The sequence below is a fragment of the Nocardia sp. NBC_00403 genome, from assembly GCF_036046055.1.
Lineage (GTDB): Bacteria > Actinomycetota > Actinomycetes > Mycobacteriales > Mycobacteriaceae > Nocardia.
Map to the genome: position 1 here is coordinate 200,127 of NZ_CP107939.1, position 19,190 is coordinate 219,316.

Genomic DNA, 19,190 nt, shown 5'->3' on the forward strand with positions numbered 1-19,190 from the left:
CCATGACCGGCCGGCCCGCGCTGTATCTGCTGCCGCACCTGCGGCGGGCGCGCGACCTTGCGGATCGGCATTATGCCGAGCCGTTGAATCTCGATGAATTGGCCGCTGCGGCAGGGGTTTCCAAGTTCCATTTCCTGCGGGCGTTCGCGGCGGTGTACGGAAAGACGCCTGCGGCTTATCTGGCCGAGCGGCGCATCGAGCGCGCCCAGGATCTGCTGCGCGCAACGAATCTGACGGTGACCGAGGTCTGCATGCTGGTCGGATACAGCAGTCTCGGGTCCTTCAGCAGCAAGTTCCGGCAACTGGTCGGCTCGACGCCGTCGCAGTACCAGGCCAAATTCGCCGACGGGGCGCCGCGGATTCCCGGGTGCTACGTATTCATGCACGGGCTGTCCGATCGCACACCGCCGAGCTGACCAACACCGCAATTTCGGAGAAGCCGGGGCGTGTGGTGCGGCAATAGCCTGTACTCATGACAAGCATTTCGAACGTCTCACTGGTCACCGTGTACGTCACCGACCAGGACGCAGCAAAGCAGTGGTACATCGATAAGCTGGGATTCGTCGAGGTCAGCGACGTGAACATGGGCGACAATGGCTTTCGCTGGGTCACGGTCGCACACCCCGATCACACCGAACTCGAAGTGACGCTGATGATTCCCGGCCCGCCCCTGGACGACAACCTCGCCGAGGCGATCAGGCGGGCGCTCGCCAACGGCACCCACGGCGCGCTCGGACTGAAGACCGAGGACTGCCAGAAAACCTTCGAGGAACTCACCGCCAAGGGCATCGAGTTCATCCAGCCGCCCGCGCAACGGCCCTACGGGACCGAGGCGATCATTCGCGACAACTCCGGCAACTGGCTGGTGCTGGTGGAGCCGAAGGAATTCGACCCGCAGGCCTTCGCGTAGCGAACGCGGCGCAACGGCTCGACTGGCCCCGGCTTGCGCCGGGGCGACAGGTGGCGGAGATCGGGTCGAATCAGGCAGTGGCCTGGGCGGCCAGCCACTCCTGACAGAACTTGCGCTCGCTATTGAGCACCCGATGGAACAACTGCTCGGCCAGCGGCTCGATGGCGCCACCGACCAGCGGCACCTTCACCTGCACGGTGCCGACAACCTCGATCTCCGACCCCTCGGCAGTCGGACGCAGCTCATAGTTCCCCGACATCTCGGTGGTGATGCCACCGGTGGCGCCTTCGAAAGTGCCCTTGGCGATCTCGCCGTCGAGCGCCTGCCAGTCATCGGTGCGCGAAAGCATGAGCTCGCTCTTGAGCACCTTGCCGACGATGCTGGGAACCTTGTCCCGGCTTGCCTTTTCGGTCATGTGAATGCGGATCGTGCCCTCGCCGCCCGGGTGCGATAGGTCGATCGTTGCGGTCTGGGCGTCGGCGAAGCGCGCCACCCAGGCGGCATCGGTAGTAAGTGCCCGGTGAAGATCTTCGACCGGGACTGTGTACTGCACGGTGAAGCTGAATTTTCGGGACATGGGCGCACACGGTATCCGAGGCGGCAAGTAGCCTATTGCGGTGTCGGAAACCAGCCAGTCTGAAAGGCGGTCGATCCGCCTGCGGCGGGCCGAGATCAGCATCCTCACGGTCGCGATCGTCCTCACGACCCTCGTTGTCCTGCTCGTGCTCGCGGCCTGGCGCAACGACTATCTGATCAGCTCCGACAAAGGCGTGACCACCGCCGAAGTGCTCTCCGCGGGCCGGTTGCGCTCGGCGGTCATGTACGTCACACCGGACGGAGAGACGCATAATCCGAAGGTCGGGGTGCTCTATCCGACCAATCTGACCGCGGGCGAGCGGATCAATGTGGAGTACAACCGCAGTGATCCGGATCTGGTCCGAGTGGCGGGACGCGACGCGAGCGTCGCGGTGCTGCCCGCGCTCTCGGTGATCGTGGTGGTGTGGTTGATCGCACTGCCGACGCTGTGGATACTGCTGCGCATCGGCCGGCGCAGGGCGAAACCGGTCCCGGCTCGCTGACCGGCCGTGCCCCCGACATTTCGCCGGAACTTTCCGTCCTGGTCACGTCGGCGTGACGGCACGGCGCGGTGTACCGGTCAGTCTTGGGTGGTGCGAGTAGCCATCGTTTCGGAGTCGTTCCTGCCGAATATGAACGGCGTCGTGAATTCCGTGCTGAAGGTGCTGGACCATCTGGACCAGCACGGCCATGAGGCGCTCGTGGTCGCACCCGACACCCCGTGCGGACAGCCCACCGCCCCGCGCTTCTACGGTCGTTTCCCGGTGCACCGGGTCCCCGCGGTGATGGTGCCGAAGATCAGTTCGCTGCCGGTCGGCCTGCCGCAGCCGGGCATCACCGCCGCCATTGCCGATTTCGACGCGGACGTGGTGCACCTGGCCTCGCCGTTCCTGCTCGGCGCCGGTGGCCTGGCCGCCGCACTGCGATTGGACCTGCCCGCGGTGGCCGTCTATCAGACCGATGTCGCCGGGTTCGCCAAGAGCTACGGGCTCGGATTGGCCGGCCGCGCGGCCTGGGGCTGGACCCGGCGCATCCACGAGGGCGCCACCCGCACGCTCGCGCCGTCGCGGGCGGCCGCGGAAGATCTCGCGCGGCACGGTATTCCGCGGGTGCACCGGTGGGGTCGCGGCGTCGATATCGCCCGGTTCACCCCGTCGGCGCGGCGAGAAGAGCTGCGCACAGCCTGGCTGTCGGGACAGCAGAAGCTGATCGTCGGGTTCGTCGGGCGGCTGGCTCCGGAAAAGCATGTCGAACGGCTCGCGGTGCTTGCCGGCGACCGCGATATCCAGCTGGTGATCGTCGGCGACGGTCCGGAACGGGCTCGGCTGGCCCGGCTGATGCCGACCGCCGTGTTCACCGGCGAGCTCGGCGGCGACGAATTGGCGCAGGCCTACGCCGGCCTGGATGTCATGGTGCACGCCGGAGAGCACGAAACGTTCTGTCAGGGCGTGCAGGAAGCACTGGCCGCCGGGGTTCCGGTGATCGGCCCGGACGCAGGCGGTCCACGCGACCTCATCGCGCACTGCCGCAACGGATACCTGCTCCCGGTCGATCGCTTCACCGAACTGCTGCCGAGCGCCATCGGCGCGCTGCACGATCCGACGTTACGAACCCGATTCGCCGCCGCCGCCCGCAAGTCGGTACTGCACCGCACCTGGCCCGCGATCTGCACCGAATTGATGGGCCACTACGCGGCCGTGACGGGACAGCAGATCCGATTGCCACACACTGCCTGATGAAACACTGCCGGACGGAGTCCGTCGCCAGTCGCGCCGGGTCGAGCGAAGGCGAGACAGCCGCCTGATGACACTGCCGGACAGAGTCCGTCGCCAGTCGCGCCGGGTCGAGCGAAGACGAGACAGCCGCCTGATGACACTGCCGGACAGAGTCCGTCGCCAGTCGCGCCGGGTCGAGCGAAGACGAGACAGCCGCAGTTGCGCCGGGGCGAGCGATGGCGAGGCAGCCGCCAGACCCGCGGGAACCGGGCGCGGGCATGGTCCGCGGCAGTTGTGCCCGGGATCATGGCCGGTGCGGACCGGACGGCGCGTTACTGTCGAGGGGTGGCGAAAACAGAGCAGCGAGAATCGGTTCGGGCCTCGCTGGACAAGCAGCCGCGCGAGGTCGCGTCGATGTTCGACGGGGTCGCGAAGCGGTACGACCTGACCAACACCGTCATTTCCATGGGCCAGGACAAATACTGGCGCTGGGCGGTGCGCAAGGCGCTGGCGGCACGGCCGGGTGAGCGCGTACTCGACCTCGCGGCAGGCACCGGGATCTCCACGCTCGACCTGGCGAAATCCGGCGCCTGGTGTCTGGCGGCCGACTTCTCCCAGGGCATGCTCGCCGCGGGCAAGTTCCGCGATGTGCCGATGGTCGCGGCCGATGCCACCGCGCTGCCCTTCGCCGACGATTCCTTCGATGCGGTGACGATCTCCTACGGACTCCGCAATATTTCCGAAAGCGAGCAGGCGCTGCGCGAGATGCTCCGGGTCACCAAGCCCGGCGGCAGGCTGCTGGTCTGCGAGTTCTCCACGCCGATCATTCCGGTCTTCAGCACCGTGTACATGGAGTACCTGATGAAGGCGCTGCCGAAGGTGGCGCGAGCGGTCAGTAGCAATCCGGATGCCTATGTTTACCTGGCCGAATCCGTCCGCGTCTGGCCGAATCAGCGGCAGCTGGCCGTGCGGATCGCCGACGCGGGCTGGTCGGCGGTGAAATGGCGCAATCTGACCGGCGGCATTGTCGCGATGCACCGCGGATACAAGCTCTGACGGTCGTGCGGTGACTGCACTCACACCGCGCGCGGCCGAGGTGGTTATGGTGCGGTTACCGCCGATATCGCCGGTGAAATGCGGCATTCACCCAGCTGGACGGGCCATACCGAGATATCAGGATGCGCACCTCACCGCTCTCGGCTCCTGCTGTGAGGAAAATTGTCATCTGGCGATAACGCTGGGTAAATAGGTCGCAACCGGTGATCGCCATGATCGAGGCATGTCGGACGCAGTGACAGGGAGCGCGCCGGGCACGGCCAAGACGGCGTGCTCGTACTGCGGCGTCGGCTGCGGCATCACGGTGCAGACGCGAACCGATGCGAGTGGTGCGACGGTGATCGCGAAGGTGAGCGGTGACAAACTGCATCCCGCGAACGCAGGCAGGCTGTGCACCAAGGGCGCTACCCACCTGGATCTGATGCGGGCGCCGGGGCGGATGGAAACCGCCTACCGCCGGCCCGCGCGGGACCAGGCTCCGGTGCCGGTGTCGGTCGACGAGGCTGTGCGTGAGGTGGCGGCTCGGCTGCGGGCCATCCTGGACGAGCACGGACCGGACGCGATCGCGCTGTATGTGTCCGGGCAAATGTCGCTGGAAGCGCAATACCTGGCGACGAAGCTTGCCAAGGGATACCTGCGCACCATCCACATCGAGGCCAATTCCCGGCTGTGCATGGCCAGTGCCGGGACCGGGTACAAGCAGTCGCTCGGCGCCGACGGGCCGCCCGGATCCTATGACGACTTCGAACACGCCGATCTGTTCTTCGTGATCGGCGCGAATATGGCCGACTGCCATCCGATCCTGTATCTGCGGATGGTCGATCGGATCAAGGCGGGCGCGAAGCTGATCGTCGTCGATCCGCGGCGCACCGACACCGCGGCACGCGCCGACCTGTTCTTGCAGCTCGCGCCGGGCACCGATCTGGCGCTACTGAACGGGCTGCTGCATCTGCTCGTCGACAACGGTGACATCGACGAGGAATTCATCGCCGAGCACACCGAAGGCTGGGCGTCGATGCCCCAATTCCTCGCCGACTACACCCCCGAGAAGGTCGCCGAGATAACCGGCCTCGCCGTGGCCGACATCCGCACCGCCGCACGCTGGATCGGCGAGGCAGGCGAATGGATGACGCTGTGGACGATGGGGCTCAACCAGTCCACCCACGGCACCTGGAACACCAACGCCATCTGCAATCTGCACCTGGCCACCGGCGCCATCTGCCGTCCCGGCAGTGGACCGTTCTCGCTCACCGGTCAGCCGAATGCCATGGGCGGTCGCGAAATGGGTTACATGGGTCCGGGTTTACCCGGCCAGCGCAGCGTGCTCGCCGCCGCCGATCGGGCCTTCGTGGAGACCGCGTGGGGCATAGAGCCCGGCACGCTGCGGACCGAGGCCGGGCCGGGCACTATCGATATGTTCGGCCAGCTGTCGGACGGCAGCATCAAGGCCGCGTGGATCATCTGCACCAATCCGGTGGCCACCGTCGCCAATCGGAAGACAGTCATCGCGGGACTCGAGGCCGCCGAGCTGGTGATCGCCCAGGACGCCTACACCGAGACCGCGACCAATGCCTACGCCGATCTGCTGTTGCCCGCCACGCTCTGGGCCGAAGCCGATGCGGTGATGGTGAATTCCGAACGCAACGTCACGTTGTTACAGCGGTCGGTCGATCCGATCGGCGAGGCGCGGCCGGACTGGCTGCTGATCGCGCAGGTCGCCACCGCGATGGGATTCGATGGCTTCGATTTCGCCTCCAGTGCAGAAGTTTTCGCCGAGCTCCGCAGGTTCGCCAATCCCGCCACCGGCTACGACCTGCGCGGCATGAGCTTCGAGCAGCTGCGTGCCGGACCGATGCAGTGGCCGTGCGCCGAGCCCGGCGCGCGGCGCAACCCGATCCGCTATCTCAACGACGGTGTCAGCCAAGAGCTTTTCGTCGACGAGGTGGGCAATCGGCCTCGACTGGCGTTCGCGACGCCGAGTCGTCGCGCAGTGTTCTGGCCGCGCCCGCACCTGGCTCCGGCGGAAATGCCCGACGACGACTATCCGTTCGTGCTCAATACCGGCCGGTTGCAGCATCAATGGCACACCATGACCAAGACCGGCAAGATCGCCGCACTGACCAAGTTGAACGGGCAGCCGTTCGTCGAGGTGCATCCGGCGGATGCGCAACGGCTCGGTATTCAGGCAGGCGATCAGCTCGAAATAGCCTCGCGACGTGGGCGAGCGGTGCTACCCGCGCAGATCAGTGACCGGGTGCGGCCCGGCGACTGCTTTGCACCGTTCCACTGGAACGACGAGCAGGGTGAGTACCTGACCATCAACGCGGTGACCAACGACGCTGTCGACCCGGCATCCCTGCAACCGGAGTTCAAGGCGTGTGCGGTGTCGTTGCGCCGGGTCGCACCGGTGCCGCGGTCCGAATCGCCTGCCGCGCCCGAATCTCCCGCGACACCAGACATTTCCGGAGTGCAGCCCGCGCTGTTCAACGCGCTCGAAGGAGCCGCTTTCCGCGGCGTCCACCCCTTGGCCACCGCACTCGGACTCGACGCGGCCACGACGCCGACCCTCACCGAGCACGAACGCATCTACCTCTCGGGATACCTCTCGGCGCTGCAATCGATGCCGGTCACCGGACAGCCGGTGCTGCCCGAGTCCGCACCGCTGTCGCCGCGCAGTCGGTTCTGGATCGATGGACTGCTCGCAGGCATGTACTCCCGCGCCGCGGCCGCGACGACGACCGACGACATCGCCGTCCAGCCGACGATCACCATCCTGTGGGCCTCGCAGACCGGCAATGCCGAGGAACTCGCGGCGACCACGGCCGCCCGCCTCGCCGACAACGGCTATCTGCCGAGACTGCTGGATATGGACTCGTGCGAGCTGAGCGTGCTGACCGGCGATGTGTTGTTGATTACCAGCACCTTCGGCGACGGCGGACCACCGGACAACGGCGCCGATTTCTGGAGCCGCCTCGACGACAGCGCTGCCCGGCTGACCGGCGTGCGGTACGCGGTGCTCGCACTCGGCGACTCCTCCTACGACGACTTCTGTGGCCACGGACGCAAACTGGACCAGAAATTCGCCGAACACGGTGCGACCCGGCTGCTTACGCGCGTCGACACCGAACCCGACTTCGAAGAGCCCGCGGCGCAGTGGCTCGACAATGTCCTTGCCGCACTCGGCGACTCGTCGAACGGTGAACTGTCCGAGACGGGCACACCGCCGACGCCGGGGCCGAGCGCTCCTGCCCCTACTCGGACCGCGGTGCGCGCAGGCGGAGCAGGCACGCTGGTGCTGACCCGTACGCCCGCGCCCGCGCTCGACCGCACACAGCGCGCCGAGCCTGCACCTTTCACCGGCAATGCGCCGGTCGCCGCCCCGCTGGTGCGCAACGAACCGCTCTCGCGCGCCGGATCATCGAAAGAGGTGCGGCAGTTCGGGTTCGATCTGCGCGAGCTGGAGGCCGTTTACGAGGTCGGCGATTCGCTGGGGGTGTGGCCTGCCAACTGCGAGTCGCTCGTCGCGGAGTGGCTCGAGGCAACCGGGCTGGACGGCCGCAGGATCGTCGAAATCGACAACAGGGAACTGCCACTGGCCGATGCGCTGCGAACCCACTACGACATCACCAGGGTCGGCCAGGATCTGCTCGGTTTCATCGCCGAACGCAACCACAGCATTCAGCTCGCCAAGCTGCTGCGCCGCGACAATCGCAACGAACTCGACAAATACCTGTGGGACCGGCAAGCCGTCGATGTGCTGCGCGACTTCCCGGTACGGGCCGATCTGGTCGAATGGCTCGGCGCCATGAAAAAGCTGCAGCCACGCCAGTATTCGATCTCCTCCAGCCCCCTGGTCAGCCCGGACGAGGTGCAGCTCACCGTCGGGATCGTCCGCTACGGCGATCCGGCGGCGACCGGATCCGCCGACCGCCGCGGCGGGGTGTGCTCGACGTTCCTGGCCGATCGCGGCACCGCGGTCCCGATCTTCCTGCACCGGTCCCCGCACTTCCGACCGCCGCTCGACCCGACAGCGCCGATGATCATGGTCGGTCCCGGCACCGGCATCGCCCCGTTCCGCGGCTTCCTCCAGGAGCGGCGCGCACTCGGCTGCACCGGCCGCAACTGGCTGTTCTTCGGCGACCAGCACGCCGCCGAGAACTTCTACTATCGCGCCGAGTGGGAAGACATGTTCCGCTCCGGCTTCCTCACCCGGCTCGATCTCGCCTTCTCCCGCGACCAGCGTGAGCGAATCTACGTGCAGCACCGGATGATCGAGCACGGCGCGGAACTGTGGTCCTGGCTGCGCGACGGTGCGCACTTCTACGTCTGCGGCGATGCCGCGCGGATGGCCAAGGACGTCGACGCCGCCCTACTCCGCATTGCCCGGATCCACGGCAAGCTCGACGAGGACGGCGCGCTGGCCTTCAAGAAGCAACTCATCGCCGAGAAGCGCTACGTCCGTGACGTTTACTGATAGGTCCTGCTTCGCGGGACCGGCTGGAGGGTGTCGGCGATGCGTTTCTCCTACACCGCGGGCGGGTTGAGCCGGGCGAAGTCGGGCAGGCGGTAATACGGGTAGTACGGGTACGGCGGCGTGGTCGCGCTGGCCTTGTCGAGCCGAGAGATCTGGGCGGCGGACAGCTGCCAGTCGACGGCCCCGAGGTTCTGGCGCAACTGTTCCTCGTTGCGGGCGCCGACGATCACCGTTGCGACGGTGGGTCGGCTCAACAGCCAGTTGAGTGCGATCTGCGGGACCGTCCTGCCGGTTTCCGCGGCGAGCTCGTCGAGTACGTCGACCACGTTGTAGAGGTGCTCGTCGTCGACCGGCGGGCCTGCCTCAGCTGTCTGGTGCAGTCGACTGCCGTCCGGAATCGGTTGTCCACGGCGGATTTTGCCGGTCAGCCTGCCCCAGCCCAGTGGGCTCCAGACCACCGCGCCGACACCCTGATCCCGGCCGAGGGGCATCAGCTCCCACTCGTAGTCGCGGCCGACCAGCGAGTAGTACACCTGGTGCGCGACGTAGCGGGTCAGACCGTTCCGATCGGCCGCGGCAAGGGATTTCATCAGCTGCCAGCCCGCGAAATTGGATGCGCCGAGGTAGCGGATCTTGCCCGCGCGCACCAGATCGTCCAGTGCGGCAAGGACTTCCTCGACCGGGGTGTGCGCGTCGAAGGCATGCAGCTGGAACAGGTCGATGTAGTCGGTGCCCAGCCTGCGCAGCGATCCCTCGACCGCGCTGATGAGCCGGGCCCGCCCCGAACCCGCGTCATAGGGGCCGGGACCGGTCGGCAGACTCGCCTTCGTCGACAGCAGCAGCTGATCGCGGCGTCCCTTGATAGCCGCGCCGAGCACCTCTTCGGAGGCGCCGTCGGAATAGACATCGGCCGTGTCGAACATGGTGACGCCTGCCTCCAGGCTGATGTCCACCATGCGTCGGGCCTGTTCGGCATCGGTGTCGCCCCAGGCGCTGAAAAGTTCGCCACGACCGCCGAAGGTGCCCGCGCCGAAACTCAAGGCCGGGACGAGCAAACCTGATGCGCCGAGCCGCCGGTACTCCATGATGACTCCTAAAGGGTCTATAGTTCCGTTAACATCTTGAACAGTACACCCGTCGCGCCATAAATGAAACTGGAGTCCCGTTATGACGTCCGAGGAGCTCACTCCCGGCTCGGTCCGCCCTGGTGGACGCACCGCACGCGTACGCGAGGCGGTACTGCAAGCAGCAGGAGATCTGCTGGCCGAACGCGGCTTTGCCCACCTGGACCTCGCCGAGGTCGCCGCACGGGCCGAGGTCGGCAAGACCACCGCGTACCGCCGCTGGCGCACCCCGACCGGACTGGTCATCGACCTGCTCGCGGACATGGCCGAACAGTCGCTGCCGCACGCCGACACCGGCTCCCTGCTCGGCGATCTGACCGCAAACGCCCGGCTGGTCGCCAAGACATTGACCGACCCGCGCCAAGGCAGGCTCTTCCAGGCCGTCATCTCCGCCGCGACCTGTGACGACACCGCCGCCACCGCCCTGCACCGCTTCTACGACATCCGCCTCACCGAATGGTCCCCCTGTGTGCAGGCGGCGATCACCCGCGGTGAGGTTCCCGAAGGCACCGACGCACGCGCGGTCCTCTCCGCGGTCTCGGCGCCCCTCTACTACCGCCTGCTCGCCTCGGGCGACCCCATCGACGACCTCGCGGCGACAACGGCCGCCCGCGCCGCGACGAGCGCCGCTGCGGCGGGCCTGTTCGTGGCCGCCCCGCAGTGATCCGGCACGTTGATTCGCGTTCCTCGCACCCGCCGTCGCAACCAAGTCGTAGCGGCGAAAAGTCCTGGAAAAGCGGATAATTGGGAGATGAAGGGTGATCGTGTAGAGGTGGTCGTCGACTTCGGCGACGGGTCTCGAAGCTATGAAGTGGTCGCGACAAGGGCAGGCCGGCGCGTAGACGTCCGGATCGCGCGCGGCGTTGTCGAAGTCAGCGAAGTGACGAGGACCGGAGTCGCGGTTCGCACCGCGCGGTTCATGGCGAACCGGACGCTGGCGCTGGTGGAATACCCGGCGAACGGAACCGGTGCGATCGAGGGCGAGTAACAGCAGGGTTGCCGCATCGCGCGCGGCGGAGCATTCTCGATGCGTGTCCGACTGTTGTCCTACTCCGTCGTGGGTGATCCACGCAGGAGGCACCAGCGGAGAGGAGCGAACGAATGACCGATCGCAACACGTCCCGCGCCATGGACGTGGTTCCGGAAGCCGATCTCGCCGAACAATCCGTGTCGGCCTATCCGGACGAAATCGTCGACGAGACCGATGAACAGGAGATTGCCGCAGCGGTCGATCGGGACGCGCTGAGCGCGGACCCGGCCGACATCGTCGAGCAATTGATCGCAGTGCCGCTGGACGACGACCACGACACCGGCCCCGCCTACTGACGCGCTAGGGCGCGATCTTGGCGCGCACCGTGGCATGCAGCTCGCGCAGGCTGGACCGTTCGGTCACCACCTCCAGCACCCGTGTTCCGTGAGCCCGTGCGGTCAGCTCGACGGCCAACTGCTCCGGATCGACCTGACGGTGCGGAATGCGGTACGCGGCGCACAGCGCGGCCAGATCCATCCCGTGCGGGGTGCCGAACACTCGCTCGAAGACACCGGCGTACTGCGGGTCGCCCTGTTCGAGCAGTTCGAAGATGCCGCCGCCGTCGTCGTTGGCGACCACGATGGTGAGGTCGGCGGGGCGCGGTTCACCACGCCCGATCAGCAGGCCGGACGCGTCGTGCAAGAAGGTGAGGTCACCCATCAACGCAATCGTGCGGCCTTCGTGATGCAGGGCCGCGCCGACCGCAGCGGACACGGTGCCGTCGATGCCCGCGACACCGCGATTGGACAGCACCCGGACGCCGGGCCGCGGCGACGAGACGAGCGCCGCATCACGGACCGGGTTCGACGCGCCGAGCAGTAGTTGATCGCCCTCGCGCAGCGCATCCATCACCACCCCGGCCACATGCAGGCCGGTCGGCTTCGGGTGCGCGGCGAGTTCGGCGCGCACCACCTCATTCGCCCGCGCGTTCAGTTCCCGGCAGTGTGCCAGCCATTCCGGCCTCGGTGCGCCCGTGACCAGCGCGCGAGTACCGGTCCCGACGACATTGCCTGAGACATCGGGCCAGCGCGGCCCGGTAGTCAGCGCGAAGACGGTGACATCCGGGTCGGCGAGCACCCGCGAGACCTGCCGGTGCAGAGTGGGGCGGCCGGTGATGATGGCCTGCTGCGGCTTCAGCAGCGGCAGCGCGAGCGGGTGCAGTGCCGGGCCGTGCATGGGGGCCGTCGGCTCGGCGACGGTCGGCAACGCGGACAGCTCGGGTCGCAGGCCGGCACCATGCCCGGAAATGACGACCGTGTCGGGCGTCAGGTCGATGTCGAGCGGCACATCGAGCGTCGCGTACTGGGTGAGCGTCCAGGCTCGGCCGCCCGCGCGGCCGGCAGGCGCGGATTCGCCCGGCGCAAGGTCGGGCACCAGCGGCTCACGCAGCGGGATATCGAAATGCACTGGGCCCGCGTTGCCGGAGCGGGTGCCGCGGGCCGCGGCGAGCACCCGGCAGACCGCCGAGCGCCACAGGCTGTTCTGGTGCCCGTAGGGCGCGCGGTCGGCGTTGGCGGATTCGTCCTCGGCGAGGCCGAGACTGATGGTGGCGCGGACCTGGCTACCGAACAGGCCGAGCTGTTCCACCGTCTGGTTGGCGCCGGAACCCAGCATCTCGTAAGGCCGGTTCGCGCTGAGCACCACGAGCGGCACCCGCGCGTAGTTGGCCTCCAGCACCGCGGGCCCGAGGTTGGCCACCGCGGTCCCCGACGTCATGACGACCGGGACGGGCAGCCTGCTCGCGACCGCGAGCCCGACCGCAAGGAATCCGGCGGTCCGTTCGTCGATGCGCATGTGCAGCCGGAGCCGGCCCGCCGCGTCGGCCGCTTGGAGCGCGAAGGCCAACGGAGCGTTGCGTGACCCCGGACACAGAACGACGTCCCGCACACCCCCGCGCGCGAGTTCGTCGACGACCACCTGCGCTTGTGCTGTAGACGGATTCACGACTCCAGCCTCTCAGACAGTTGCCCCGACGTCTCCGTCGCCCTGCTCACACACGTGTGTTCGAGTGGGTTTTCGCCGCCCGCGTCCACCACCGGACGCGGGCGGCGCAGAAGCGTGCACACCCCGAATCGGCGATGCCGATATCGGTCGGTGTGCGACGCGCGCTGCCGAAATCAGTTGGCGTGCTTCTGAACCAGATCGCCCAGCCGCGGCAGGGCCTCGATGACGTTCTTCTTGGCCGAGGAACGCATCGAGGAGTAGACCTTCTTCAGCGCGGGCCTGGTCGAGGAGTCGGCCCGCTCGTCGGTGACGACGAGCAACGCCTCGGCGACCTCGTCGGACTTGGCGACCAACAGCTCGGCGAATGTGCCTGCGCCGTTGGCCGCGTACTCCTGCCAGAACGGCTCCAACTGCGCGACGAGCTTGGGCGCCAAGGACTCCAGCGCATCAGGCACGATGGACGGGCTGATCTTCTTGACCGCCGCGTATCCACCCTTGACTGCCAGGCCAGACGCACCACCCTTGTCCGACACCTCGGCGTCCAGAACCTCCTTGGCGTCGGCAAGGAAGGCCGTGCGCTTGGCGTCGTCGAGCAGGGATTCAGACAGTGCTGCAACCACTTTCAGGTTCCTCCGGATTGATGTCGATGAACGAGCGCTGGCAACTATACGCACTGGTGCGGAAGGTCACACGGTACTGACCCGGCTCAGGGCTGCCAGGGCAGCAACTGCACCATGAGTCCTTCACAATCCGCGAGCACATTGTCCTGCTCATCGAGCAGCTCCGCGGTGATGAAAGTCTTGCGTCCTTCGATCCGATCGACCCGTCCTCGCACTGTGAGCGGCGTCTCCAGCGGAGTGATTTTCCGGTAGTTGACGTGCAGATATGCGGTTCGGCTTATCGGTCTGCCCGCGTAGTGCACGATCATGCCGAGCAGGTCGTCGAACAGCAGCGGCAGCACGCCACCGTGCGCGGCGCCGTTGCCGCCGAGATGGAAGCGACGAAATTCACCGGTCATCCGGATTCCGTCGGGTCCTGCCGCGGCCACCTGCCACGGCAGCAGCAAAAGGCTGCCGCGCCCTGGCAATTCGACCGCGCGGCCCGCGGGCCCCTGTAGCTCGGGCGCGCGGTAGGGCTCCAGCAGATCGATCAGCTGCCGCGCTTGTGCGAGCGCTTCGCCGAAAACGTCGTCGGTGGCGTCGACGGAGACGGCCAGATCCTGCAACGTGCGCATCGCCTCGACGAACGGCCCGAAATCGGACCCGATCTTCGCGCGGGAGACCTTGGGAAAGCCCCCGTGCTTCTCGTACCGGGATTCGTCCACCGCGCTCCGGTCGATAACCGGTTTCACTCGCTCGCTCATACCTGCACGGTAACGCGTTGTTTTACACCGTCAAGTCGAAGAATCCGGTGATCGGGCTCCGACCATGGGAAGTCGCTGGCACCCGACGCGAGGCCGGGGGCAATAATCACTGACGTGACGTTCAATCCGAAGCTGTGGCGGCCCGTTCCCGGGTTCGAGAACCTGACCGACATCACCTACCACCGGCATATCGAGCAGGGCACCGTCCGTGTCGCGTTCGATCGTCCGGAGGTGCGCAATGCGTTCCGGCCGAACACCGTCGACGAGCTCTATCGCGCGCTCGACCACGCCAGGATGACCCCGGACGTCGGCGCGGTGCTGATCACCGGCAACGGGCCCGCGCCGAAGGACGGCGTCTGGGCCTTCTGCTCGGGCGGCGATCAGCGCATCCGCGGCCGCAACGGTTACCAGTACGCCAGCGGAGAGACCGCCGACACGGTCGATCAGGCGCGTGCGGGCCGGCTGCACATCCTGGAGGTGCAGCGGCTGATCCGCTTCATGCCGAAGGTGGTCATCGCGCTGGTCAACGGCTGGGCCGCGGGCGGCGGGCACAGCCTGCACGTGGTCTGCGACCTGACGCTGGCCAGTCGCGAACACGCTCAGTTCAAGCAGACCGACGCCGATGTCGGCAGTTTCGACGGTGGCTACGGCAGCGCTTATCTGGCGAAAATGGTCGGCCAGAAATTCGCACGGGAAATCTTCTTCCTCGGCCGCCCGTACACCGCGGAGGAAATGCATCAGATGGGCGCGGTGAACAAGGTCGTCGATCACGCCGAGCTGGAAAACGTTGCGCTGGAATGGACTGCCGATATCAACGGTAAATCCCCACAGGCCCAGCGCATGCTGAAATACGCGTTCAATCTCCTCGACGACGGCCTGGTCGGCCAGCAGCTGTTCGCCGGTGAAGCCACCCGCATGGCCTACATGACCGACGAGGCCGTCGAGGGCCGCGATGCGTTCTTGGAAAAGCGGAAGCCCGACTGGACCCCGTATCCCTGGTACTTCTGACCACCACCGGGTCGCACTTATCGGACTAATCGGACGGATGGTGTGAAATGGACATTCTGAGCAGCCGGATAATCCTGCGTCCGGCTGACCACGCGAAAACGCTCGCGTTCTATCGGGATGGACTCGGGCTCGCCATTGCCAGGGAGTATCCGGGCGGCACGGTTTTCTTCGCTGGACAGTCGCTGGTGGAGGTGGCCGCGCACGGCGGAACGGGAAATTCGACGGCCTTCAGCGGCGCGATCTGGCTACAGGTCCGCGATGTTTCCGACGCCGCCGCCGAGCTGGCGCTGCAGGGGATCGCGATCGACCGACCACCGGTGCGCGAGCCATGGGGCCTGATCGAAATGTGGCTCAAAGACCCCGACGGCGTACCGATCGTGCTGGTCGAGGTGCCCGCCGAGCATCCGATCCGGCGGGATTCGCGCTGGTCACCGGACTGAAGGCCGGATAGGCCAGGAGCCGCCACCGGTGGCCCGAGTTGCCAATGCCGAGTCCGGCGAGGACGATAACGCTCGGATGGCTGCCCGACCGCCGATGTCCGGGCCCGCCGCTGTGTACCCCGTCCGACGAGTGAATCGCAGTCTCGATGCCTGGCGTACCCGAACCCCATTCCCGCGCAGCGCACCCACCCCGCGCGCGTCGATCCAGCAAACCGACCCGTTCCGCCGGTGGCGGCGCGGGCATGACACGATCAGACGCGTGAGGGAGCGGAGCGAGCGAGCCATGGGCACAGCGCCTCTGGGCACGACGGAGCCCGGCGTCAGCGAGGTGGAGTCGTGACAACGACCTTGCGGACTTTGCCGATGCCGACCGGATCCCGGGTCGGCGATGTGCTGCCACATCTGCGTGAAGCATTGGAAGGGAACGGCCCCGCGTGGTTGCCGATCCCGACCAGCGATCGTCGCGAGGCCCAGCGCCTCAGCGACGCCCTCTCCCCCGGTGAGCCGATCGACGACGGCATCGCGCTCGTGGTGACCACCTCGGGCACCACCGGGGTGCCGAAGGGCGCGATGCTCGGCGCGTCCGCGCTGCTTGCCAGCGGCGCGGCCACCCATGACCGGCTCGGTGGGCCGGGCAGTTGGCTGCTCGCCCTGCCGACGCACCACATCGCCGGTATCCAGGTGCTGCTGCGCAGCATCCAGGCAGGCACCGAACCCACCGTGCTCGACGTCTCGGGTGGTTTCCTGCCCGAAGCCTTGGCGGGCGCGGTCTCGAGCATGCGTGGACCACGCCGGTACACCGCATTGGTGCCGACCCAGCTGGTCAAGGCGCTCGACACACCCGCCGCCGCAGCCGCATTGGCCGAACTGGACGCGGTGCTCGTCGGCGGCGCGGCCACCCCGCTACCGCTCTACGAACGCGCGAAAGCTGCCGGTATCAACGTTGTTCGCACCTACGGCATGAGCGAGACCTGCGGTGGCTGCGTCTACGACGGGGTGCCGCTCACCGGCACCGAAGTGCGCATCGAGGACGGCAGGGTATTGCTCGGTGGAGCCATGATCGCCGCGGGCTACCGCAACCAACCCGATCATCCCGCGTTCGCCGAACCGGGTTGGTTCCGCACCGAAGACGCGGGGACCTTCGACGACGGCGTGCTCAGCATCAGCGGCCGGCTCGACGAGGCAATCACGACCGGCGGCCTGCTGGTGATACCGCAGGTAGTCGAGGCCGTGCTGGGGACGCATCCGTCGATCAGCGAATGCGTGGTGCTCGGACTGCCCGACGAACGACTGGGGCAGCGCGTCGCGGTGGTGGTAGTGCCTGCCGCGGGCGCGACGCCGACCCTGGAGGAATTGCGCGAGCACGTCGTGCGCGAGCTGGACTCCATCGCGGCCCCCCGGGAATTGGCGCTGCTCGACGAGCTACCGCTGATCGGCCCCGGCAAGCCCAACCGCACCGAACTACGCGCCTATCTGCTGGCCGAGTCGACGCGACAATAGGCTTACGACCTGCAGTGCCTGCCGCTGCAAGTGCGCGTGACACCGTCATGCAAGGGCCGTGCAAGATCGGCCCGCCACAGTTCTCCGCATGACTTCTTTCGCACCAACTTCAGCGCTCGCCGTAGAGGCGGACGGCTTGGTCAAGGTGTTCGGGGAACAGCGCGCCGTCGACGGTGTGAGCCTGGCGGTTCCGCAGGGCTCGGTATACGGCGTGCTCGGACCGAACGGCGCAGGCAAGACCACCACCATCAAGATGCTGGCCACCCTGCTGCGGCCGGACGGCGGCAGCGCCCGCATCTTCGGCCGTGACGTCGTCGCCGAACCGACGGCCGTGCGTTCCCTCGTCGGTGTCACCGGCCAGTACGCCTCGGTCGACGAGGACCTGTCGGCCACCGAGAACCTGATCATCTTTTCCCGCCTGCTCGGTCTGGGCCGGATCGACTCGCGCCGCAAGGCCGCCGAACTGCTCGAGGAATTCGACCTCACCGAGGCGGCGAACAAGCCGCTGAAGAACTTCTCCGGCGGCATGCGCCGCCGCCTCGATCTGGCCGCCAGCCTGATCGCGACGCCGCCGCTGCTGTTCCTCGACGAGCCGACCACCGGCCTCGACCCGCGCACTCGCGCCCAGATGTGGGAGACCATTCGCCGGCTGGTTCGTGAGGGCGCGACGGTGCTGCTCACCACGCAGTACCTGGACGAGGCCGATCAGCTGGCCGACCGGATCGCCGTCATCGACCACGGCAAAGTGATCGCCGACGGCACCGCCGACGAGCTCAAGGCCTCCGTCGGCGGCTCCTCGCTGCACCTGACCCTCATCGATCGGGCCCAGCTCGAGGAGGCTCGCCGCATCGTCGGTGATTTCCTCGGCGCCGAAGCCCTGATCACGCCGGAGGCCGGCAGGCTCACGGCGCCGCTCGAGGACGCGGGCATGACCGCCGATCTGCTGATTCGCCTGCGCGAGTGGGACATCGCGGTCGACGAGATCACCGTGAGCAAGCCGACCCTCGACGAGGTCTTCCTCACCATTACCGGCCACCCGGCCGACGACGACAACGATTCCGAACGGAGCGCGGCATGACCACCATCACCGAACCGAGCACGGCTGCTGCCGGGCGGCACGCGGCGCCACTCTCGATCCCGGAGGCCAGCAACAAAATCGGCCTCCGGCAGACCGTGTCGACCTCGTTCACCATGGCCTACCGCGGCATTCTGAAGATCAAGCACAATCCCGAGCAACTGTTCGATGTGACCGTGCAGCCGATCCTGTTCACCGCGCTGTTCGCCTACATCTTCGGGGGCGCGATCTCCCACAACGTGCACGACTATCTGCCGATCCTCATCCCCGGCATCCTGGTGCAGACGGTGATCCTGACCTCGGTGGTGACCGGCACCCAGCTGCGTGAGGACATGGACAAGGGCGTCTTCGACCGGTTCAAATCGCTGCCCATCGCACGTATTTCGGCACTGGCCGGCGCGTTGATCGCCGATATGGTGCGCTACGTTCTCGCGACCACCCTGACCATCCTCGTCGGCCTCTGCCTCGGCTACCGGCCCGAGGGCGGCGTGGTCGGCGTGGTGGTCGCGGGCTTGGTCATCGTGGTGTGCTCGTTCGCGGTCAGCTGGATCTGGGCGCTCGTCGGCGTCACCGGCAAGAGCGCCGCGGGCGTGCAGGGCATCTCGATGATGGTGATGTTCCCGCTGACCTTCATGTCGGGTGCGTTCGCTCAGGTGAGCACCATGCCGGGCTGGCTGCAGGCGATCAATCACGCAAATCCGGTGTACTACATGGTGAATACGGCCCGGGCCTTGATGAACGGGAACGACTACGGCAGTGACCTGGCCTGGTCGCTGCTCGGCTCGGTCGTCGTGATTGCGATCTTCGCCCCGCTGAGCATCAAGGCGTACATGCGCAGGGCGTGAGCGTCCGGCATCGCAGGCAATCATCCCCCGAACCGAATGCCATGGTGAGAGACGCAAAGTCACTCACCATGGCATTCGGCTTTCGTGTCGAGCGGTGCCCCTTCCGAGGTCGATCATCGACCGGAGTGTG

19 protein-coding genes are annotated in these 19,190 nt (G+C 67.1%); 14 read left to right on the plus strand and 5 right to left on the minus strand.

Annotation, left to right across the window (positions count from 1 at the left end; genetic code table 11):
* The first annotated feature begins 2 nt into the window (after positions 1–2).
* The gene (locus tag OHQ90_RS00585) at positions 3–416 is read left to right on the plus strand and encodes an AraC family transcriptional regulator (protein ID WP_328406579.1); all 414 of its coding nucleotides are present in this window, start codon (positions 3–5) and stop codon (positions 414–416) included.
* A gap of 56 nt (positions 417–472) precedes the next feature.
* A complete protein-coding gene (locus tag OHQ90_RS00590; RefSeq protein ID WP_328406580.1) occupies positions 473–910 on the plus strand; it encodes a VOC family protein in 438 nt (145 codons plus the stop codon).
* A 70-nt stretch (positions 911–980) separates the two neighbouring features.
* Here OHQ90_RS00590 and OHQ90_RS00595 read toward each other — a convergent pair whose 3' ends face one another.
* Positions 981–1,487 (minus strand): DUF2505 domain-containing protein, encoded by a 507-nt coding sequence (locus tag OHQ90_RS00595; RefSeq protein WP_328406581.1) that lies wholly within the window; start codon positions 1,485–1,487, stop codon positions 981–983.
* A gap of 73 nt (positions 1,488–1,560) precedes the next feature.
* On the opposite strand from OHQ90_RS00595, the gene OHQ90_RS00600 reads away from it, so the two are divergent.
* The 4 genes from OHQ90_RS00600 to OHQ90_RS00615 all read left to right on the plus strand — a co-directional run bounded on the left by OHQ90_RS00600 (position 1,561) and on the right by OHQ90_RS00615 (position 8,731).
* Positions 1,561–1,989, plus strand: coding sequence for a DUF3592 domain-containing protein (locus tag OHQ90_RS00600; RefSeq protein WP_411998987.1), 429 nt, complete (start codon positions 1,561–1,563; stop codon positions 1,987–1,989).
* Positions 1,990–2,079: 90 nt separating this feature from the next.
* Entirely contained in the window at positions 2,080–3,222 is a 1,143-nt protein-coding gene (locus OHQ90_RS00605; RefSeq protein ID WP_328406583.1) for a glycosyltransferase family 4 protein, read from the plus strand.
* A 393-nt stretch (positions 3,223–3,615) separates the two neighbouring features.
* Positions 3,616–4,257, plus strand: a complete 642-nt coding sequence (locus OHQ90_RS00610; protein ID WP_328412435.1) for a demethylmenaquinone methyltransferase — start codon at positions 3,616–3,618, stop codon at positions 4,255–4,257.
* A 223-nt stretch (positions 4,258–4,480) separates the two neighbouring features.
* Positions 4,481–8,731 (plus strand): bifunctional nitrate reductase/sulfite reductase flavoprotein subunit alpha, encoded by a 4,251-nt coding sequence (locus OHQ90_RS00615; protein ID WP_328406584.1) that lies wholly within the window; start codon positions 4,481–4,483, stop codon positions 8,729–8,731.
* 50 nt (positions 8,732–8,781) lie between these two features.
* On the opposite strand, the gene OHQ90_RS00620 is transcribed toward OHQ90_RS00615, so the two are convergent.
* A complete protein-coding gene (locus tag OHQ90_RS00620) occupies positions 8,782–9,816 on the minus strand; it encodes an aldo/keto reductase (protein ID WP_328406585.1) in 1,035 nt (344 codons plus the stop codon).
* 82 nt (positions 9,817–9,898) lie between these two features.
* Here OHQ90_RS00620 and OHQ90_RS00625 point away from each other — a divergent pair, with 82 nt between their 5' ends.
* The 3 genes from OHQ90_RS00625 to OHQ90_RS00635 all read left to right on the plus strand — a co-directional run bounded on the left by OHQ90_RS00625 (position 9,899) and on the right by OHQ90_RS00635 (position 11,181).
* Positions 9,899–10,519, plus strand: a complete 621-nt coding sequence (locus OHQ90_RS00625; protein WP_328406586.1) for a TetR/AcrR family transcriptional regulator — start codon at positions 9,899–9,901, stop codon at positions 10,517–10,519.
* An 87-nt stretch (positions 10,520–10,606) separates the two neighbouring features.
* Positions 10,607–10,843, plus strand: coding sequence for a hypothetical protein (locus OHQ90_RS00630; protein WP_328406587.1), 237 nt, complete (start codon positions 10,607–10,609; stop codon positions 10,841–10,843).
* Between the two features lie 113 nt (positions 10,844–10,956).
* A complete protein-coding gene (locus OHQ90_RS00635) occupies positions 10,957–11,181 on the plus strand; it encodes a hypothetical protein (RefSeq protein WP_328406588.1) in 225 nt (74 codons plus the stop codon).
* A 4-nt stretch (positions 11,182–11,185) separates the two neighbouring features.
* On the opposite strand, the gene menD is transcribed toward OHQ90_RS00635, so the two are convergent.
* From menD to OHQ90_RS00650, 3 genes are all read right to left on the minus strand, one after another.
* Positions 11,186–12,829, minus strand: a complete 1,644-nt coding sequence (gene menD / locus OHQ90_RS00640) for a 2-succinyl-5-enolpyruvyl-6-hydroxy-3-cyclohexene-1-carboxylic-acid synthase (RefSeq protein ID WP_328406589.1) — start codon at positions 12,827–12,829, stop codon at positions 11,186–11,188.
* A gap of 173 nt (positions 12,830–13,002) precedes the next feature.
* A complete protein-coding gene (locus OHQ90_RS00645; RefSeq protein WP_328406590.1) occupies positions 13,003–13,449 on the minus strand; it encodes a DUF6918 family protein in 447 nt (148 codons plus the stop codon).
* Positions 13,450–13,535: 86 nt separating this feature from the next.
* Entirely contained in the window at positions 13,536–14,192 is a 657-nt protein-coding gene (locus tag OHQ90_RS00650) for a PaaI family thioesterase (RefSeq protein WP_328406591.1), read from the minus strand.
* Between the two features lie 114 nt (positions 14,193–14,306).
* Between OHQ90_RS00650 and OHQ90_RS00655 the strand changes: the two genes are divergently transcribed.
* The 5 genes from OHQ90_RS00655 (at position 14,307) to OHQ90_RS00675 (ending at position 19,060) form a co-directional block, all read left to right on the plus strand.
* Complete coding sequence (locus tag OHQ90_RS00655) at positions 14,307–15,200, plus strand: 1,4-dihydroxy-2-naphthoyl-CoA synthase (RefSeq protein WP_328406592.1); 894 nt, start codon at positions 14,307–14,309, stop codon at positions 15,198–15,200.
* A gap of 47 nt (positions 15,201–15,247) precedes the next feature.
* Positions 15,248–15,640: a VOC family protein gene (locus OHQ90_RS00660; protein ID WP_328406593.1), complete on the plus strand. Its 393-nt coding sequence runs from the start codon at positions 15,248–15,250 to the stop codon at positions 15,638–15,640.
* A gap of 363 nt (positions 15,641–16,003) precedes the next feature.
* A complete protein-coding gene (gene menE, locus OHQ90_RS00665; protein ID WP_328412437.1) occupies positions 16,004–17,140 on the plus strand; it encodes an o-succinylbenzoate--CoA ligase in 1,137 nt (378 codons plus the stop codon).
* An 88-nt stretch (positions 17,141–17,228) separates the two neighbouring features.
* On the plus strand, positions 17,229–18,218 hold the full coding sequence (locus OHQ90_RS00670) for an ATP-binding cassette domain-containing protein (protein WP_328406594.1): 990 nt from the start codon (positions 17,229–17,231) through the stop codon (positions 18,216–18,218).
* Positions 18,215–19,060, plus strand: a complete 846-nt coding sequence (locus OHQ90_RS00675; RefSeq protein ID WP_328406595.1) for an ABC transporter permease — start codon at positions 18,215–18,217, stop codon at positions 19,058–19,060. The genes OHQ90_RS00670 and OHQ90_RS00675 overlap by 4 nt, the downstream gene beginning before the upstream one ends.
* Positions 19,061–19,190: the final 130 nt, after the last annotated feature.

What these genes read in the sequence shown, in the direction of transcription:
- OHQ90_RS00635 (WP_328406588.1), top strand. Translation starts at nt 10,957, where the DNA reads ATGACCGATCGCAACACGTCCCGCGCCATGGACGTGGTTCCGGAAGCC.
- OHQ90_RS00585 (WP_328406579.1), top strand. Translation starts at nt 3, where the DNA reads ATGACCGGCCGGCCCGCGCTGTATCTGCTGCCGCACCTGCGGCGGGCG.
- OHQ90_RS00660 (WP_328406593.1), top strand. Translation starts at nt 15,248, where the DNA reads ATGGACATTCTGAGCAGCCGGATAATCCTGCGTCCGGCTGACCACGCG.
- menE (WP_328412437.1), top strand. Translation starts at nt 16,004, where the DNA reads ATGCCGACCGGATCCCGGGTCGGCGATGTGCTGCCACATCTGCGTGAA.
- OHQ90_RS00670 (WP_328406594.1), top strand. Translation starts at nt 17,229, where the DNA reads ATGACTTCTTTCGCACCAACTTCAGCGCTCGCCGTAGAGGCGGACGGC.
- OHQ90_RS00610 (WP_328412435.1), top strand. Translation starts at nt 3,616, where the DNA reads ATGTTCGACGGGGTCGCGAAGCGGTACGACCTGACCAACACCGTCATT.
- OHQ90_RS00675 (WP_328406595.1), top strand. Translation starts at nt 18,215, where the DNA reads ATGACCACCATCACCGAACCGAGCACGGCTGCTGCCGGGCGGCACGCG.
- OHQ90_RS00625 (WP_328406586.1), top strand. Translation starts at nt 9,899, where the DNA reads ATGACGTCCGAGGAGCTCACTCCCGGCTCGGTCCGCCCTGGTGGACGC.
- OHQ90_RS00620 (WP_328406585.1), bottom strand. Translation starts at nt 9,816, where the DNA reads ATGGAGTACCGGCGGCTCGGCGCATCAGGTTTGCTCGTCCCGGCCTTG.
- OHQ90_RS00595 (WP_328406581.1), bottom strand. Translation starts at nt 1,487, where the DNA reads ATGTCCCGAAAATTCAGCTTCACCGTGCAGTACACAGTCCCGGTCGAA.
- OHQ90_RS00630 (WP_328406587.1), top strand. Translation starts at nt 10,607, where the DNA reads ATGAAGGGTGATCGTGTAGAGGTGGTCGTCGACTTCGGCGACGGGTCT.
- OHQ90_RS00650 (WP_328406591.1), bottom strand. Translation starts at nt 14,192, where the DNA reads ATGAGCGAGCGAGTGAAACCGGTTATCGACCGGAGCGCGGTGGACGAA.
- OHQ90_RS00615 (WP_328406584.1), top strand. Translation starts at nt 4,481, where the DNA reads ATGTCGGACGCAGTGACAGGGAGCGCGCCGGGCACGGCCAAGACGGCG.
- OHQ90_RS00590 (WP_328406580.1), top strand. Translation starts at nt 473, where the DNA reads ATGACAAGCATTTCGAACGTCTCACTGGTCACCGTGTACGTCACCGAC.